Genomic DNA, 18994 nt, shown 5'->3' on the forward strand with positions numbered 1-18994 from the left:
ACCTTTGCCAATGTACCCAATACCAATAATATATGGAAGAAATAACGTATAAAGGTGATTTTCAAATTGAGAATATTCCATCGTTAAAAGACAAAGCCCTTAGAATAAACCTAAACAAAGATATTTACGGAACATTTGCGGAAATTGGTGCTGGTCAAGAAACTGTACGACAGTTTTTTAGAGCTGGTGGTGCCTCAGGTACAATAGCAAAAACAATGTCGGCCTACGACAAGGACTTTAGTGACGCTATTTATGGTATTGAAGACGACAAAAGATATGTCACTGAAGCACGTCTTAGAAAAATGCTCAATCATGAAGTTGATCTTATTGAAAAACGTATCAAAAGGGAAAATCATCCTAATAAAATCTTCTTTTCTTACGCAAATACGGTTGCGACTATTGATTTTGCCAAAAAGTACAAAGGACATGGTTGGGTTGGTATAAAGTATCAAGTTGCTCCAGACCAAGAATATAATGATATTGTATTGCACATAAGGTTTAAAGAAAATGATGCGCGTTTACAGCAAGAAACATTAGGTAAGCTAGGTACAAACTTAATATATGGCGCATTTTACAAATACAATAAACCAAGAAAACTTTTAAGATATCTGTACGACCATTTAGATAAAGATCAAATAGAGATTGATACTATCAATTTCTCTGGACCTTTATTTAAAGACGTTGATAACCGATTAATGAGTTTACAACTTGTTAAAAACGGAATGACCGATGCCGTAATGTTTGCTCCTGATGGTAATAACGTATTACCAGCGAGAGTTCTGTACAAAAAAAATATATTGGCTTTTAGAGGTAGTTTTAGACCTGTAACCAAGGTAAACATGGATATGTTTGAAAAATCATATGAAATGTTTATCAAAGAAAATAAGGTTGACAAAAACAAAACTCAAGTAATCTTTGAAATCACTTTATCTAACTTAAGAGCTGAAGGTGAAATTGATGAGCAAGACTTTATGGATAGAGCTCGTTTGCTTTGTTCTTTGGGTCAGACGGTATTGATATCTAATTTCCAGGAATATTACAAATTGGTTGAATACTTCTCTCAATATTCAAAAAATAGAATGGGATTAGCCATGGGAGTTAATAACCTTGTCGATATTTTTGATGAAAAATATTACCGTCATCTTAGTGGTGGAATCCTAGAAGCCTTTGGCAAGTTGTTCTATAAAGACTTACGTGTGTATTTATATCCAATGCTAAACGAAGATGGAAGCTTAACTACAAGTGAAAATCTAAAAGTGCATCCAAGAATGAAGGAACTTTATAAGTTCTTTAAATATAATGGTAAGGTCGTTGACATTACTGACTTTGAAAAGTCTATTTTAACGGTTTTCTCAAGAAAAGTTTTAAAAATGATTGCTGAAGGCAAAGATGGTTGGGAAGAAATGCTTCCTGAAGGTGTTGCTAAATTAATCAAAGAAAAAGCATTGTTTGGATATGAGTCAGAGGAAGAAGTCATTCATGAAGCATAATCAAACGTATTTATAAACAAAAAAGAGCGACAATTTTGTCGCTCTTTTTTGTTTTATCGTAGCTCTTTTTCTCAATCTGCTAAAATTTGAGCAGTATGGTCCTTTGTTTTAACTTTGGTAATTACATCTTCTAACACACCATTTTCATCTATTACAAAAGTAGTTCTGTGGATACCATCGTATTCTTTACCCATAAATTTCTTTGGTCCCCAAACGCCGAATGCTTCAATAACAACTTTGTCTTCGTCTGCTAATAAAGGATATTGAAACCCATATTTATTTTTAAAATTTGTTTGACGTTTAGCACTATCTGCACTAACGCCCAGTATTTCATAACCTTGCGATTGAAATCTTTCATAATTATCATTCAGATTGCAAGCTTCAGCCGTACAACCAGGAGTACTTGCTTTAGGATAAAAGAAAACCACTAACTTTTTTCCAGTATAGTCACTCAAAGAAATAGAATTTCCATCTTGGTCTAAAGCGTTAAATTCTGGTGCTTTGTCACCTACTTTTAAATGCGTCATATTGCTTAATTTTTGTTTTTTGTAAAAATACAATGAATGACAAAGCAAGAAAAGGCACAATTTGTTATAAATACGTTAAATGAGTCATGCTAAATTACAAGCTCTTCAATTAGGATTTTCCAATTAGTCATAACTAATTCTTGTGAAAATCTAATTATATTTTCTTTTGCTTTCTTTCCAAATTTTTGTCTTAGATCATAATTGCTGATTAATATTTTTATTGAGTTACAAAGTTCATCTATATCATTAAACGGTACTAACAAACCATCTTCATTATGCTTAATAATTGCTCTTGGACCTATATCACAATCAAAGGAAACAACTGGTACTCCTAAAGCCATTGCTTCCAATAAGATCAGTGGGAAACCTTCTATACGCGAAGAGCATACTAATAAAGAAGAACCTAAATAAGCTTCTTCAATATTTGAAGTATGATTATAAAACTGTACGTTGTCATTAATCAATAATTCTTTAGCAAGATCTTTTAGCGCCAGTTTTGGATTTTCGTTTCCATATATTTTCAATGTCCAATCGGGAAAATTATCTAATACTTTCTTCCAACTTCTCAAAAGCATGTCAAAGCCTTTTTCATAGCTTTGTCTGCCTACAGCAATAACAACTTTATTCTTTAATTCTGCGGCTTTATTGGAGTATTCTGTAGTGATGGGGTTATTTATCACTTCAAGATTATTTAAGTGACTCCAATGGCTTTTATGTTCTTCAGAAAGCACTACAAACTTATCATAACTAAAACCAGACCTTACAATTAATTGAGTTTTAATAAAATTTATAACTTTATTTTTAAATGATTCAGAACTAAAGCCAAGATTCATCTGTCTTGTGGTATGTCTTTGATAAATTTTAGGAATTTGGTCAGTTAAAAATACACCGAGAGTTAATCCAAATATTTCATCAATGCAAACCATAATTACATCTGGATTAATCTTTTTGATTGCTTTATTTATTGAGTTGACCTTGGTTAAATAGCCAATTGAATTATCCTTAAAACACTTTAAATGGGTGAATTTTATATTTTCATTAATTTCAAAATTGGAATTATTGAGTTTAAACTGGGTGTTCAGTAAAACTATATCTATCTCATAATTGAATTTATTTATAAAATAATTAGTTTGAAAAAGAATCATACGCTCTAACCCTGAAGTACCATTTATTGACCGCACGATATAAGTAACTCTCATTATTTCAATTAACTAAAAACATTAAAAATTATAGAACGAAATATATTAATTTTGAATACAAACATCAAAAAACATGACAAAACAGGAAAAGGTACAGTTTGTTGTAGATACGTTAAACAAGTTATATCCCGAGATTCCAATTCCTTTAGACCATAAAGATCCTTACACACTTCTTATTGCTGTTTTAATGTCTGCACAAAGTACAGATGTTCGGGTTAATCAAATAACACCATTATTGTTTGAACGTGCTGATAATCCTTATGACATGATTAAACTATCGGTTGATGAAATTAGAGAAATCATTAAACCAGTCGGTTTATCACCTATGAAAAGTAAAGGTATTCATGGTTTGTCACATATTCTTATAGAAAAGCACAATGGTGAAGTCCCAAATACATATGAAGAATTAGAAGCTCTGCCTGCTGTTGGTCATAAAACTGCAGCAGTGGTTTTATCGCAAGCATTTGGCATACCAGCGTTTCCTGTTGACACACATATTCACCGTTTAATGTATCGTTGGAATCTTACTAATGGAAAAAATGTTGTTCAAACTGAGAAAGATGCAAAGCGTTTATTTCCTGAAGAACTATGGAATGATTTGCACCTTCAGATTATTTGGTATGGTAGAGAATATTCACCGGCCAGAGGTTGGGATTTAGAAAAAGACATCATTACTAAAACTATAGGTAGAAAAACAGTTTTAGACGACTATTACAAAAAGCAAAAAAAATCCTGATTTAACACAATCAGGATTCTTAACAACTTAATTTAGAAGTGCTTCAAACTTCAATTTATTATAATTTATAACACTTAAAGCCTTTGAATAATCCAAAAGACGTTTTATTGTTTCATCTTTTGGTGTTAGGTTATCATTTTTTGGATTTGGTTTAGAGTAAAGTTTTGCCATATTATCATTTTAAGATTTGATATATGACTAAAACGCAATCTAAAACTCTTTATTGTATCAATTTGTTAAAATTATATTATTCTGCTCTATAACCTTACGCATATTAATAAGTGCATAGCGCATTCTACCTAATGCAGTATTGATGCTAACACCTGTACGCTCTGAGATTTCTTTAAAACTCATATCTTGATACATACGCATTAATAATACTTGCTTTTGGTCTTCTGGTAGTTCTTCAATGATGCGCCTTACATCAGATTCAACTTGTTCCTTAATAATGGATTTTTCAGCATTAAGACTATTATCACTTAAAACAGAGAATATGCTAAATTCACCAGCATTATCAAACTTAGGCATTCTACTATTTTTTCTGAAATGATCAATTACAAGATTATGAGCAATACGCATAACCCATGGTAAAAACTTACCTTCTTCATTATATTTTCCTCTTTTAAGTGTCCTAATTACTTTTATAAAGGTATCCTGAAAAATATCTTCTGTGATGTCTTTGTCATACACTTTAGAATAAATGAAACTGTAAATCTTTTGTTTATGCCTTTCAATTAAAACGGCTAAAGCATTTTCGTCTCCTCTAATGTAATTGCTAACTAAAGCTGCGTCCTGGATAAGTTCGTTTCTCATAATATTACTTTTTATGCTGAGAATAGTGTTCTCAACGTGGGGTTTTAAGCTTTTTTAAAAGTAATATTATGCTATACGCAGGTGTTTTTTGAATGAATGAAGTGTAAATATAACAACAAAGATTTCTAAAAAACAAGAAAACCTTATAAATTTTAACATTTTATCTATCATTTATGCATTTTATCAGCTTAAATAGTTTAGGTATCTTTGCAAAATTATATTCTCAATAATGCTATGAAGACCAATCTGCTCGAAGTAAACCCTAAGGAAAACATCATTATAAAAGGTGCAAAGTTGCATAACCTAAAAGATATTGATGTGGTTATTCCTCGTAATAAATTGGTTGTAATCACAGGCTTATCTGGTTCGGGAAAATCTAGTTTAGCCTTTGACACCTTATATGCTGAGGGTCAAAGACGTTATGTAGAGAGTTTATCGAGTTATGCGAGACAATTCTTAGGTCGGTTAAATAAACCTCAAGTTGAATATATTAAAGGTATTGCGCCAGCTATTGCCATAGAACAAAAGGTAAATTCAACCAATCCAAGATCAACTGTTGGAACAACAACAGAAATCTACGATTATTTAAAGCTATTATTTGCCAGAATTGGTAAAACCTACTCACCTATTTCTGGTAATGAAGTTAAAAAGCACACAGTAACTGATGTTATCGAACACATCAAAACTTTTGAAGAAGCTTCTAAGCTTCTTCTGCTCTCACCTATTATTCTTGAAGAAAATAGAACAGTAGAAAACAAACTACAAACGCTTCAACAACAAGGTTATGCTCGTATTAAAGTGAAAGATGAAGTTTTAAGAATAGATGATGCTTTAAAACAAAATATAACTTCTGATAAGGACTTATTTTTAGTTGTAGATAGAATTGTTTTTAAAGACGATGAAGACTTCTTAAATAGATTAGCTGATGCTATTGAAACTGCTTTTTTTGAAGGTGTTGGCGCTTGTATAATAGAATCGCTTGCTGATAAAAAGCAAATAATCTTCAATAATAAGTTTGAATTGGATGGCATGACATTTTTAGAGCCCAATGTACATCTATTCAGTTTTAATAATCCATATGGTGCTTGTCCTAAATGTGAAGGATATGGTGATGTAATTGGTATAGATGAAGATTTGGTGATACCAAACACAGGACTTTCAGTATATGAAAATACTATTTTTCCTTGGCGAGGTGAAAGTATGAGCTGGTATAGAGACCAATTGGTAAACAATTCACATAAATTCGATTTTCCGATTCACAAACCTTATTTTGAGTTGAGTGAAGAACAAAAACGACTTATCTGGAAAGGTAATCAATACTTCGAAGGATTGGACAGTTTCTTTGCTGAACTGGAATCTAAAGCTTATAAAATTCAGAATAGAGTTATGTTATCGCGTTATCGTGGTAAAACGAAATGTAATGTTTGCAACGGCAAACGCTTACGCAAAGAAGCCAATTATGTAAAGATAAATGGCGCTACTATAACTGACTTAGTCGACTTACCACTTAATGAACTTACTGAATTCTTCAAAAATTTAGAGCTCAACGACTATCAAAATAAAGTAGCAAAACGTTTGTTGACTGAAATTAACACACGTTTAGAATTCCTTTCAAACGTAGGCTTAGATTATTTAACGCTTAACAGAAGATCTAATACGCTTTCAGGTGGTGAAAGTCAACGTATCAATTTGGCAACATCTTTAGGAAGTAGCCTTGTAGGCTCTATGTACATTTTAGATGAACCTAGTATTGGTTTGCATCCTAAAGACACCGAGAAACTCATCAAAGTACTACAATCGTTACGCGATTTAGGCAATACTGTAATTGTGGTTGAACATGATGAAGACATCATGAAAGCTGCTGATGAGATTATAGATATTGGTCCTGAAGCTGGCACATTTGGCGGTGAGGTTGTTGCGGCAGGAACTTTTAAAGATATTCTTATTTCCGATACACTTACTGGAAAATACCTTAATGGGAAACTAGAAATTGAAGTGCCTGAAAAAAGAAGAACTTCAAAATACCATATAGATATTGTTGGTGCCAGAGAAAATAACCTTAAAAACATAGATATCACTTTTCCTTTAGATATGCTAACTGTTGTTACTGGTGTATCTGGAAGCGGAAAAAGTACGTTGGTTAAAAAGATTTTATTTCCTGCAATTCAGAAAAAACTAACTGGATTTAGTGATAAAGTTGGCCAGTTTACAGAATTAGCAGGAAACTTTACTAACATCAAACATGTAGAGTTTGTTGACCAAAACCCAATTGGTCGTTCATCGCGCTCAAATCCTGTAACTTATGTAAAAGCTTATGATGACATTAGAGCATTATTCGCTTCTCAAAAATTGAGTAAAATAAGGAATTACCAAGCCAAACATTTCAGTTTTAATGTTGATGGTGGCCGTTGTGAAACATGTAAAGGTGAAGGTGAAGTGACTATAGAAATGCAGTTTATGGCAGATGTGCATTTAACCTGTGAGACTTGTGGTGGAAAGCGTTTTAAAAAGGAAATATTAGAAGTTACGTTTGAAGGTAAATCTATCCATGATATTCTAAGCATGACAATAGATGATGCTATCGATTTCTTTACAACGTATAAGGAAACTAAAATTCAAAAGAAATTGCAACCACTTCAAGATGTAGGCTTAGGTTATGTTACATTAGGTCAGTCCTCTTCTACCCTTTCTGGTGGTGAAGCGCAACGTATTAAGTTGGCAACATTCCTAGGAAAAGGTAGTAAAAGTGATAATGCCTTATTCATCTTTGATGAACCTACAACAGGTTTACATTTTCATGATATTCAGAAATTATTAAAGTCATTTCAAGCTTTAATAGAAAAAGGTCACTCTATTATTGTCATAGAACATAATATTGATTTAATTAAGTGTGCTGACCATGTTATTGACTTAGGACCTAATGGTGGAAAACAAGGCGGAACTCTTGTGACAGAAGGTACACCAGAAGAAATTGCTAATAATGCAGATTCTGTTACAGGAAAATATCTTCAGGAAAAACTGTAATATCTTTTAAGAGTTTATCATCCCAAAGAAAAACAATGACACTGTAGATATCATAACCATGATAGAAAACATAAAAGTAATTACAAAACTTTTTAGAAATGTTGTAAACCAATGTCTTTCATAAAATTTTAGTAATGCTACATAAAAATAGAAAAATGTAGACAGTACAATTAAAAGGCTAATCCAACCAGGAATTTCAAACAAGAATCTATCTATCGCCATCAATAAGGCAAACAGTGTAAATAAAAACGAAAACAAATAGAATGTAAATACTAAATGATGAGAGTAACGACCTCTTTTAAAGTATAATATTTTGAGCATTAAAGCGAAAAGCGGCAGTAAAATAAACATAGAAATTGGCACTGCATCAAATGCTCGTCGGAGTGCATTACCTAAACCAGTACCTTTGGCCATGTTGACCACACCTTTGTATATGCCTTTTTCAAAATACCCAGCATCATCAGACATACCAAGCTCCTTGTAAATGACTTTATCTTTTGCGCCACTATTTATCAATGAGTCTATTTTCTTTTTATCAAAGTCCCAATCTATAAGTTGATTTCCATTTTCTGCCTGAATTAAAGAATCAACTTGTTTAATATCTACTTCGTCAATACCTAATGCATCTTTGCTCTTATCTAAAGTCTTAATGATTTCTTTTCTTTGAGTCGAATCAATCTCAACAACTACATTATCTTTTTCGTTAATTTCTAAAGGTGTATTTGCAATTCTTTCGTTGATTTCATTTGCGCCTTTTTCCCAATTAGCAATTGTAAATGAAGACAAAAAGAAGAAAATCACAGAAACAAAAAGATACATCTGTGCAGGATGCAAATACATCAATCTTTGACCGTTTACAAATCTTTTAGCTAAATAACCTGGCTTGAACATCAATGGTAAGAAGCTCTTTAAGAATCGCGCATCAAAAGAAAAGTAATTACTAATTGTGTTGTAAAACAATACACCTATTGTGAGTTCGTCATTTGTTTTCTGACCACAATGCGGACAAAATTTAAAACCCTGTTCGTATTGGTTTTCACAATTTTTGCATGTCTCTAAGTTTTCGCTCATTGGTCTTAGTTAGCTACGATTAAAGATAAAGAATTTTATAATTTATAAGTACTAATTGAAAAATGAATATTACTAACTTAGACATTATACAGCTCATCATATTCGTAACATAGTGTATTTGTTAGATTTAAAATAATGGCACGTTAATTGAAAACTCAAAAGTAGAACGTAAGCCTAAAAGTCCTAAACGAGTTAGAGACTAGGTGAATCTAAAAACCTATAAGTATGAAAAAACAAGTACTTTTTATGGCAATGGTGTTATTAGGAATAACATCTGCTACAGCTACAACAGCAGGATATGCTGTTTCAAATGGGGAAGATTTAAATAAAAAACGTTACCATTTTACACAACCGATAACGTTTGTAGAACGTGGTATTGAATTTTTAATCTTTCCTGACGGAAGTTTCGATTTTAACACAGATCTGTTTAATTCAGAACCATATCATGACGACTTCTATTATAAACGAAATCGTCGTAATATAAATAGAACATATGGCGCACCTAGAAGCGGCTATTCTGAAAATGGTGGTATTCTTATAAGACACAATAGATTTGGTCAAGTAAGACGTATTGGGAATGTTTTTCTTAATTACGATAGACAAGGTCGTTTAAAAAGAGTTGGCACTTTATATATAACCTACAGAAGAGGTAGAATGACACAAGTTGGTGGATTACGATTATTATATAATAGACATGGTGAGATAATTGGTTCAAGAGGACAAATTAATTTCAATAATACGACTTGTGGTCTTTGGGATAATGAATTTTTCAATTCAGATTACACCTTTAATGATTATGATTTTAATCCATGGGAATCTGGTTGGGAAAGCGACAATGATTATTTCTATTACCGAAAAAATGGAAAAGTTAAAAGACATAAGAAAGTGAACAGTCAGCATCGAGGATAAGGCTTCTTTAGTTTAGGTAAAAATAAAGCCCTGAATAGTATAGAGAACTGTTCGGGGTTTTTACTGAAAATAATTACAGTACTTAATATCAATTAGTTATGTTTTTTGGCATGCTGTTTGATCTCTTAATAATGAGTTTAATCTTAAAACCTATTAATTATGAAACGGATATTATATTTATTTACAGTTTTGGTTGCTTTTAGCACAACTGTATTTGCAACCAACACAGCTACAGAAGCAGAAGCTTCATTAAACAATTTTGTGAGAGGTTACGGAAATTCTTTCATTTTTAATGAGGCAGGCATTGAGTTCTCAGTATATGCAGATGGGCAATTTGACTTTTACATGCCTAATTACGGACCAGATGTAAGTGTTGGAATTAATGCACCTGGATTCACCTTAAGTTTTAATGGTGGATTTGATTACAACCCATATGTACAGTATGACAGCTTTGGTGCGATCATTCAAATTGAAAATACACCAATATTCTATGATTTTTATGGAAGAGTAAATCAAATTGGTAACATCTTTATCAATTATAACAACTTTGGTAGGATTAACAGAATTGGTGGGTTAAACATATACTATAGAAATAATGTCTTTTGGAGATATGATGGATTCATTAATGTTTACAATAGAGTATATGTTTGGAGACCTTGGCATAGATTTTACATGGTTCCACCAGTAAATTTCTGTGTAGTTAATGTGAATCCATATAGACAGTTTTATAGACCTGTAAGACACATTTGGTATAGACCATATAGAAACAATCTGAGACACTTTGCAGTTCATAATGGAAGACGTGGAAATGCTCAAATAACTAGAAGGAATAGAAGAATCAATGAAAGGTATGTACAACGACCTAGAACAAGAGCAGAGCGTGCAACGAGAACACGAGTAGAACGCAGTAATAGAGAAATAACGAGGACTAGAAATACACGATTGACTAGTAATGACAATACAAGAAGGAGAACGACACGCAGCGTAGAAACTAGAACTAGAAATAATTCTATTGACGCAACACCAAGTACTAGAACTGGAAATACAAGATCTATTAGAAGTACGAGATCTACGGATAGAGTGACTACTCCAAACAGAAGTACCTCCAATAATACTAGATCAATTAGAAGTAATCGTTCAACTGAAAACAGTAGAGTTTCTAGATCAAACAGAACGTTTAGAAGTTCTGAAAGCGCAAGAGTTTCAAGCAATTCTAATAATAATGTGACCAGAAGCAGAAGTGCTGTGTCTAACAAAGTAGAAAGAACAAATAGAAGTTCATTAAATAGTAGAAGTACAAGCAGTAGAAATACAAGAAGTACAATACAAAGTAAAAGAAAGTCATCTTCAGTATCGACGAGATCTAATCAAGGGAGAAGTAACAATAGAGCTTCTTCAAGATCTAACACAAGACGATCTAGAGGATAAATGAAATAAAGATTTTTTGGTTGGTTAGTAGAAATCCTGTGATGTTTGCCTTAAAGCACTTATGGGATTTCTCAGTTAGAAAGCATCTGTAATCGCAGATGCTTTTCTATTATTCCAAAAGTAAATTACCTAATTTTTCAGTAAGTGATTTTCTACTATAGGGTTGTAAACCAATAGCATTTACTTTAAGATCATTATTTTTAAATAATTCAAAATACTTTAATATCTGTTCTTTTAATTGATTCTTGTCTTGATACTTAAAATACGAGCCTGTATTTGTAGATTTAATAATTTGTTCTATATCTGAATTCTCAGGACCAATTGCTAATATTGGTGTTTCAGAAATCATATACTCAAATAATTTCCCAGGAATGATTGCTTTTGTGTCTTCAGAATCAATCTCAATGAGTAATAAAGCCTGAGACTTCATTTGATATTTTATAGCTTCTTCGTGATTAACGTATCCAACAATATTTAGATGGTTATTTAATCCTGAAGCTTCTATTGAAGAAACGACATCATCACTAACAACACCAATTAAGTTCAATTGAAAAGCTTCTGAAAATTCACTGTTCTCATTTATTAACTCTGAAAGTACTTGCCAAAGTATTAATGGATTTCGCTCAGATAACAATGAACCAATATGTGATAGCGTAAAATTCTTATCCTTCTCTTCTACTCTTACAGAATGCGAATCATAACCATTAGTGATTACTGTAATAGGCTGCTCGGTCTTAGTTTCAAATTCTTGCTTGGTATGATTGCTTGTTACAATGATATGGTCAGCAGAATTCAACACTTCAGATTCTAAAGCAATATGTTTTCTTGCAGAAGATTTTGTTAGTTTTAGTGCCTTATGATAACCTATTGTAGTCCATGGATCTCGAAAATCTGCAAACCATTTTACTTTATTTAACTTTTGTAATTGTAAACCTACAAGATGTAAACTATGCGGTGGACCAGTTGTAATTATGGTCTCTATATTTTTTTCTTCAATATATTTTGAAAGAAAAGCTACTGAAGGTTTTATCCAATTTTTCCGAGCATCTGGTATAAAGAAGTTGCCTCTAACATAAAGCATCAAACGTTCTATAAAAGATTGCTTCTTTTTCTTCGGAATAACCCCAGAACTTATAGATTTTGTGCTCTTTTTAGAAAATAGCTTAGCTAAAGCATATGGTTCTTTAATCGGTTGTTTAATAATGATAATCTCATTAGGAATATCACTTATTAAACTTTCATCTACAATAGGATAACTCGGATTTTCTGGGCAATATACAATGGGGTCTATGCCAAACTCTGGTAAGTACTTTACAAATTTTAACCAACGTTGTACGCCTGGTCCACCAGCTGGTGGCCAGTAATAGCAGATGATAAGTACTTTTTTCTTGTTCATAACTTTCATTCCTTCGAAAGCTGGAATCTATATGTTTTCAGAAATTTAAAGAGATTCCTGCCTTCGCAGGAATGACAACAATTAAGCTTCTTTCTTTTTAAAACTAAAAAATAGTCCTAACCCTAATAAGATAACAAATATACCTGTACTAGCTAAAGCAATGGTACTGCCAGTTTTAACAACTTTAGGCTCAAACTTAAATTCTATAGTATGGTTACCTTTTGGTAATTTCATACCTCGAAGAACATAATTAACACGATCATGAGAAACTTGTTCGCCATTTAAATAGGTTTGCCAACCTTTACTATAATAAATTTCAGAAAAAACTACAAAACCATCATTTGGATTAGATGAAGCATACTTTAAATAATTTGGTTTAAAAGCTTTTAATTCAATCGAAGCCATGGAATCAACAACAAAAGTAGCGTCAGAAAGCATCTCACTTGTAGTCACAGCTACGTCCTTAGTTTTTAAATCATCAAGTGCTTTAATTTCTGCATTTGCACTTTCAACTTTTTTGAGATTTTTAATAAACCAGGCATTACCGTTTGGCTCTGTATATGCTGTAGTTGCTCTGGTTTGTCCTTGGTCATTAGCTTCAATAACATATTTGGTATTCAACATGTTAAGAACTTCGGGGTTGTTCTTATACACATGAAACTCTAATAATTCATTATAACGACCCAGCTTTGCGGCGTGATATCCAAATAACGAATTGTGATAGTAAGATGCTTTTGCTGGCGCATTACTGGCAGCATCAAAAACTCTAAAATGACTATTGTCTTTTAATATTTGTTTATCTGCCGTATTTGGCTGATAAGGCTTGTCTACTCGTAATGCTGATACAAAATCATCATTATTGACATATCCTTTATTTATTGACACCAAATCAAATAGAATTAAAACTGCAAATACGACTACCACAATATTTTCATTAAGCTTTTTCTTAATAAACAAGAAAACCGCAGCGGCTGAAAGTAAAACAAGTAAAAGTGTTCTTAAAGTGTCTGTTGTAAAAAGTGACTTTCTATCTTTAATTAATGCATCTACTAAAGGTTCTGGAATACCATTATCTCTAAAACTTTCAAAATCAAATAATGAAGATTTAAATAATAAAAAGATGATACATAAGCCTGCTGTAATAGTAACTGAATACATCAGAGCTTTAAGCTTTTCTTCATCTTTTTCAAAATCATTAAATAATCTCATTAATGCAAAAACACCCAAAATAGGTATACATAATTCTAATATCACTTGGATAGAACTAACTGCTCTAAACTTGTTATATAACGGCACGTAATCAATAAAAAAGTCGGTTAAAAACCCTAAGTTTTTACCATAAGACAGTAATAATGACAAAATTGTTCCGCCAACTAACCACCATTTTAGTCGACCTTTTACTAGGAATAAGCCCAATACGAATAAGAAAATTATAACTGCACCCACATATGCAGGTGCTTCAACTATTGGCTGATCTCCCCAGTACATTGGGGCGTTTTTAGTCACTTCTAACGCTTCCATTGGTGACGCGCCCAGAGTGACATAAGTTTTATAGGTTTCAGAATCTTTTCCTATATCTTCTGAATTTCCTCCACCCATAAACTTGGGAATAAACAGATTAAAGGTTTCAGCTAATCCGTAACTATATTCTGTAATATAGGATTTATCTAATCCTGAAGTCACTTCCTTTTCCGTACCATCAGGATTGATTGTTAATTCGCTTTTACCGCGTGTACTTTCTTTGACGTACTCTTGAGTAGCTAATATATTCGTCGCATTTAAACCAACAGCCAATATTGCTGCAACGGATAACAAACCTACTGATTTAAAGAAATGAGGTAATTCTTTTTTCTTGTAGGCATCAATCAAATAAACAATTCCTAAGACAATGACTAACAATAATAAATAATAAGTCATTTGGTAATGATTAGCTACCAACTCTAGTCCTAAGGCAACTATTGTAAGTAAAAATCCCGAAATGTATTTCTTTCTAAAGGTTAGCAAAATTCCAGCTAAAACAAGCGGCATATAAGCAATGGCGTGTGCTTTTGCATTATGCCCAACACCTAATATTATGATGAGATATGTTGAAAAACCGAAAGCTAATGACCCCAAAGCAGCAAGCTTAAAATCAACCTTGAGGACTAACAATAAAATGTAAAAACCAATAAAATAAAGAAACAGATAGTCAGCTGGTCTTGGTAAAAATCTAAGACTTAAGTCGAGCTTTTTAATATAATTATGGGGATACTTTGCGCCCAACTGATAGGTTGGCATACCACCAAATGCACTGTTTGTCCAATATGTTTCTTCACCAGTATCCTTAGCAAATTCTTTCTGTTGTTGAGCCATACCAATATAGTGCATAATATCGCTCTGAAATATTTTTTTTCCCTGTAAAACCGGACTAAAATATGCTAAAGACAATACCACAAAGCCAATAATAACAAGAATATGTGGTAGTAAACGTTTTAAAGAAAATGCCATGAAAAAATCCTAAAAATTGAATCTGAAAAGTAATTATTTTTTTGGTAAGAAAAGAAGATTAATCAATTTCTTCAAAATCAATATACTCACCAACCTTTTCGTTTGATGATTTTGTTTGGTTAGGCATTTTGTCAATTATTGTTTCACCTTCTTTACGCTTTTGCTCAGTTCTTTGTTGAGCTTGATTCTGAAAACCACCAAACTGCTGACCAAATCTTTCTTGAGCTTTCTTAGCGGCAAACCTCATAAGTACAGGTGCAAATATTCTAGATAGAATCTTTAACCCGTAGTACACTAGTAAGATGATTAGAATTGTTCTTAATAAGCCCATAAGCTCAAGATTGTTATATTGTTTAATATATTATTCAAAAATACAATTATACACATTTATAATCCGTTATTATTCCTTAAAAAAAGTATAAAATACATATATTTGAATTTAAACCATAGATAAATGCGAAGACTCAAATCACTTTTAATTTTTACTGCTCTACTTACCTATTCCTTTTCTTTTGCACAATATACAGACGTGATTAACTCAAATCGTCCTGGTGTTTCAGAAAGTGCCTTTTCTGTCGGGACCAATGTTGTTCAATTTGAAGCAGGGGCATTTACTGTTAACGAAGAACATTCTAGATTAAATTATGATGTTTCGGGATTTGGGCTAGACTTTGCAATCCGATATGGCCTATTATTTGAAGAGTTAGAATTACAGCTAGATGGTGTATATCAAAATGACACACAAACTATAAACAGTTCAGCAGTATCAGTAGAAAATCCAAGAGCCAACTTTAGAAATCTTACTTTAGGTGCAAAGTATCTACTTTACGATCCATACAAAAATGCAGAAGAGGCTAAACCAAATTTATACAGCTACCATGCGAATAGAAAATTTCAGTGGAAATCACTAATTCCTGCTGTATCACTATTTGTTGGGGCAAATTTTGACACAGAAAATAATCCTTACACAGGTCCTGGAATAGAAGGATTTAGTCCTAAGGTAATGCTTGCGACTCAAAATAATTTTAATGGCGGCTGGGTATTTGTAATGAACCTTATTAAAGATAGAATTGGTACAGATTTCTCTGATTTTCAATATATTTTAACACTGACACATTCTTTCACACCACAATGGGTTGTTTTTGGTGAAACACAAGGGATCAAGAGTGATTTTTACGCTGATAATATTTTTAGAGTTGGTGGTGCTTATTTATGGAGTTCAAATTTTCAGCTAGATGCGAATATTGCTTTTAATACTAAGGATACTCCTTCAATTTTTAATATTGCCTTTGGTGCTTCTTATCGATTAGATTTTCATCAAGATAAACAAATTGATAACGGCAACGGAAATACTGGAAAATTCAAGAAAAAAAGAAAAAACAAAAAGAAGAAAAAGAAAAAGGAAGATACTGACGACGATCTATAACCAGCCACATGATTACAATTAAAGAAGCTATAAGTAAAAAGGACCTTAAAGCATTTGTAAAGTTTCCTTTCTCGCTATATAAAGATTCTGAATATTGGGTTCCTCCAATAATTAAACAAGAACTTGAAACATTTAATAAAGATAAAAATCCTATTTTCAAGGATGCTGACGCTCGCTTTTTTCTCGCTTTTAAGGACGGGAAAGTTGTTGGTCGCGTAGCAGCAATTATTAACTGGTTAGAGATTAACAATCAAGGCATAAAAAAAATGCGTTTTGGTTGGTTTGATTTTATTGATGATTTAGAAGTAAGCAAGAAACTTCTAGAGACTGTAGAAACGATTGGAAGGAAAAATAATCTTGAGTATACTGAAGGTCCGGTAGGATTTTCTAATTTAGATAAGGTTGGTATTTTAACAGAAGGGTTTGAAAACATTGGCCCAATGATTACATGGTATAATTATCCTTATTATGTAAATCATTACCAAGCACATGGTTTCATAATTGAAAAAAAGTATTCAGAAAGTAAGTTTCTATTTGAAAATGTAAAACCAGAGGCCTTTAAAAAAGCACAAGAACTTATTAAACGAAGATACGGACTTAAGGCTCTAAAGTTTACGAAGACAGAAGAAGTCATGCCTTACGCGGATAGAATGTTTGACTTATTTAATGAAAGTTATGCTTCGTTATCTTCATTTGTTGAAATTACTGATATTCAAAAAGAATATTTCAAGAAGAAATTTATAAGTTTTGTTAATCCTGAATACATAAAATTTGTTGTGGATAGTGAGGACAAACTTATTGGTTTTGCTATAGTAATGCCTCGTTTTGCTGAAGCGCTTCAAAAAATTAAGGGTAATTTATTTCCTTTTGGCTTTAGGCATATTTTAAAAGCCAAGAAAAATAGTAAAGATGTTATTTTCTATTTAATAGGGATACATCCAGAATATCAGAATAAAGGTGTACATGCTGTGATTTTTAATGAATATTATGAAGTTTTCACTGAAAAGGGTATAAAAACTTGCTACAGAACACCAGAACTAGAGGATAATGAAGCTATCCATAAAATTTGGAAACATTTTGATCCAGTAGTATACAGACGTCGAAAAACATTTAAAAAGGATTTATAATTAAAAAAGGCTTTACGATATGTAAAGCCTTTACTATTTTTAATTTACAACGTTGGTTACTCACCCATTGCAGCAATTAAAGCTGCAGACATTCTTCTGTAAGTACCATTTTCTAAACGTTCTCTAATAGCGTCAAAAGCGTCTAAAGTTTCTTTGACATCTTCTAATGTATGTGTTGCAGTTGGAATCATTCTTAATAAAATTAATCCTTTAGGTATAACAGGATAAACTACTATAGAACAGAATATTCCGTGATTTTCTCTTAGATCTTTAACTAATGCCATTGCTTCAGGAATGCTACCTTTTAAATACACTGGTGTCACACAACTTTGAGTAGTTCCTATATCAAAACCTCTCTCTTTTAACCCAGATTGTAATGCATTTACATTTTCCCAAAGTTTAGCCTTTAACTCTGGCATAGTGCGTAACATTTCTAAACGCTTTAATGCACCGACTGTTAATTGCATCTGTAAAGACTTTGCAAACATTTGAGAACGTAGATTATATTTTAGATAATCAATAATCTCTTTATCACCTGCTATAAAAGCACCTGTACTTGCTAAGGATTTTGCGAATGTTGCAAAATACACATCTATATCATCTTGTACACCTTGCTCCTCACCTGCTCCAGCACCAGTTTTCCCTAAAGTACCAAAACCATGAGCATCATCAACAAGAAGTCTAAAGTTGAATTTCTTTTTTAATTCTACAATTTCTTTTAATCTTCCTTGCTCACCACGCATACCAAATACACCTTCAGAAATCACAAGAATTCCACCACCTGTTTGCTCGGCCATTTTCGTAGCGCGTTCAAGATTTTTCTCTAAGCTTTCAATATCATTATGCTTATACGTAAAACGCTTGCCCATGTGTAATCTTACACCATCTATAATACATGCATGAGAATCCACATCATAAACTATAATGTCATCTTTAGCAACAAGTGCATCAATAGTAGACATGATTCCTTGATAACCAAAGTTTAATAAATATGCAGCTTCTTTACTTACAAAATCAGCCAATTCATTTTGCAATTTTTCGTGAAGATCTGTATGTCCAGACATCATTCTTGCTCCCATCGGATAAGCAGATCCATATTTGGCAGCAGCCTCTGCATCAACTTTCCTTACCTCCGGATGGTTTGCAAGACCTAGGTAATCGTTAATACTCCAAGTTATAACATCTTTTCCTTGAAATTTCATTCTGTTAGAAATTTCACCCTCCAATTTCGGAAAAACAAAATACCCTTCAGCCTGAGAAGCCCACTTCCCTAACGGTCCTTTGTCTTTGTAAATTTTATCAAATAAGTCCTTCATAAATAACGGTTGCTATTACTTGTGCCTGCACTGTTTTGTACTCAC

At 32.4% G+C, this 18994-nt stretch carries 16 protein-coding genes; 7 read left to right on the forward strand and 9 right to left on the reverse strand.

Going from position 1 to position 18994, the window contains the following annotated elements:
* Window positions 1–32 precede the first annotated feature (32 nt).
* Entirely contained in the window at window positions 33–1490 is a 1458-nt protein-coding gene (locus HRU50_RS03155) for a TonB-dependent receptor (protein WP_296348088.1), read from the forward strand.
* A gap of 71 nt (window positions 1491–1561) precedes the next feature.
* Here HRU50_RS03155 and bcp read toward each other — a convergent pair whose 3' ends face one another.
* Both bcp and HRU50_RS03165 read right to left on the reverse strand, forming a co-directional pair.
* The gene (bcp, locus tag HRU50_RS03160) at window positions 1562–2017 is read right to left on the reverse strand and encodes a thioredoxin-dependent thiol peroxidase (RefSeq protein ID WP_296348090.1); all 456 of its coding nucleotides are present in this window, start codon (window positions 2015–2017) and stop codon (window positions 1562–1564) included.
* An 89-nt stretch (window positions 2018–2106) separates the two neighbouring features.
* Window positions 2107–3162 (reverse strand): glycosyltransferase, encoded by a 1056-nt coding sequence (locus HRU50_RS03165; RefSeq protein WP_296348092.1) that lies wholly within the window; start codon window positions 3160–3162, stop codon window positions 2107–2109.
* Between the two features lie 127 nt (window positions 3163–3289).
* Between HRU50_RS03165 and nth the strand changes: the two genes are divergently transcribed.
* Window positions 3290–3952 carry an endonuclease III gene (gene nth, locus HRU50_RS03170; RefSeq protein ID WP_296348093.1) on the forward strand — a complete coding sequence of 221 codons (663 nt, stop codon included), beginning with the start codon at window positions 3290–3292 and terminating at the stop codon, window positions 3950–3952.
* 27 nt (window positions 3953–3979) lie between these two features.
* On the opposite strand, the gene HRU50_RS03175 is transcribed toward nth, so the two are convergent.
* Both HRU50_RS03175 and HRU50_RS03180 read right to left on the reverse strand, forming a co-directional pair.
* Entirely contained in the window at window positions 3980–4123 is a 144-nt protein-coding gene (locus tag HRU50_RS03175) for a hypothetical protein (protein ID WP_296348095.1), read from the reverse strand.
* Between the two features lie 57 nt (window positions 4124–4180).
* On the reverse strand, window positions 4181–4765 hold the full coding sequence (locus HRU50_RS03180; RefSeq protein WP_296348097.1) for a sigma-70 family RNA polymerase sigma factor: 585 nt from the start codon (window positions 4763–4765) through the stop codon (window positions 4181–4183).
* Between the two features lie 234 nt (window positions 4766–4999).
* On the opposite strand from HRU50_RS03180, the gene uvrA reads away from it, so the two are divergent.
* Complete coding sequence (gene uvrA / locus HRU50_RS03185) at window positions 5000–7789, forward strand: excinuclease ABC subunit UvrA (RefSeq protein WP_296348098.1); 2790 nt, start codon at window positions 5000–5002, stop codon at window positions 7787–7789.
* A gap of 6 nt (window positions 7790–7795) precedes the next feature.
* Here uvrA and HRU50_RS03190 read toward each other — a convergent pair whose 3' ends face one another.
* Entirely contained in the window at window positions 7796–8860 is a 1065-nt protein-coding gene (locus HRU50_RS03190; protein WP_296348100.1) for a DUF3667 domain-containing protein, read from the reverse strand.
* Between the two features lie 225 nt (window positions 8861–9085).
* Between HRU50_RS03190 and HRU50_RS03195 the strand changes: the two genes are divergently transcribed.
* Window positions 9086–9769 carry a hypothetical protein gene (locus HRU50_RS03195; protein WP_296348102.1) on the forward strand — a complete coding sequence of 228 codons (684 nt, stop codon included), beginning with the start codon at window positions 9086–9088 and terminating at the stop codon, window positions 9767–9769.
* Between the two features lie 159 nt (window positions 9770–9928).
* Window positions 9929–11197 (forward strand): hypothetical protein, encoded by a 1269-nt coding sequence (locus HRU50_RS03200; RefSeq protein ID WP_296348104.1) that lies wholly within the window; start codon window positions 9929–9931, stop codon window positions 11195–11197.
* 109 nt (window positions 11198–11306) lie between these two features.
* On the opposite strand, the gene HRU50_RS03205 is transcribed toward HRU50_RS03200, so the two are convergent.
* The 3 genes from HRU50_RS03205 to HRU50_RS03215 form a co-directional block, all read right to left on the reverse strand.
* Window positions 11307–12593: a glycosyltransferase gene (locus HRU50_RS03205; protein WP_296348107.1), complete on the reverse strand. Its 1287-nt coding sequence runs from the start codon at window positions 12591–12593 to the stop codon at window positions 11307–11309.
* Between the two features lie 81 nt (window positions 12594–12674).
* On the reverse strand, window positions 12675–15080 hold the full coding sequence (locus tag HRU50_RS03210) for a YfhO family protein (protein ID WP_296348109.1): 2406 nt from the start codon (window positions 15078–15080) through the stop codon (window positions 12675–12677).
* Between the two features lie 58 nt (window positions 15081–15138).
* Window positions 15139–15411, reverse strand: coding sequence for a DUF4834 family protein (locus tag HRU50_RS03215; RefSeq protein ID WP_296348111.1), 273 nt, complete (start codon window positions 15409–15411; stop codon window positions 15139–15141).
* A gap of 123 nt (window positions 15412–15534) precedes the next feature.
* On the opposite strand from HRU50_RS03215, the gene HRU50_RS03220 reads away from it, so the two are divergent.
* Both HRU50_RS03220 and HRU50_RS03225 read left to right on the forward strand, forming a co-directional pair.
* Window positions 15535–16506: a transporter gene (locus HRU50_RS03220; RefSeq protein WP_296348113.1), complete on the forward strand. Its 972-nt coding sequence runs from the start codon at window positions 15535–15537 to the stop codon at window positions 16504–16506.
* Window positions 16507–16514: 8 nt separating this feature from the next.
* Window positions 16515–17633: a GNAT family N-acetyltransferase gene (locus HRU50_RS03225; RefSeq protein ID WP_296348115.1), complete on the forward strand. Its 1119-nt coding sequence runs from the start codon at window positions 16515–16517 to the stop codon at window positions 17631–17633.
* A 56-nt stretch (window positions 17634–17689) separates the two neighbouring features.
* Here the strand turns inward: HRU50_RS03225 and HRU50_RS03230 are convergent, their stop codons facing one another.
* Window positions 17690–18949 (reverse strand): aminotransferase class I/II-fold pyridoxal phosphate-dependent enzyme, encoded by a 1260-nt coding sequence (locus tag HRU50_RS03230; protein WP_296348117.1) that lies wholly within the window; start codon window positions 18947–18949, stop codon window positions 17690–17692.
* Window positions 18950–18994 lie beyond the last annotated feature (45 nt).

The sequence above is a fragment of the Winogradskyella sp. genome, from assembly GCF_013213835.1.
In the GTDB taxonomy this organism is placed as follows: Bacteria; Bacteroidota; Bacteroidia; order Flavobacteriales; family Flavobacteriaceae; genus Winogradskyella.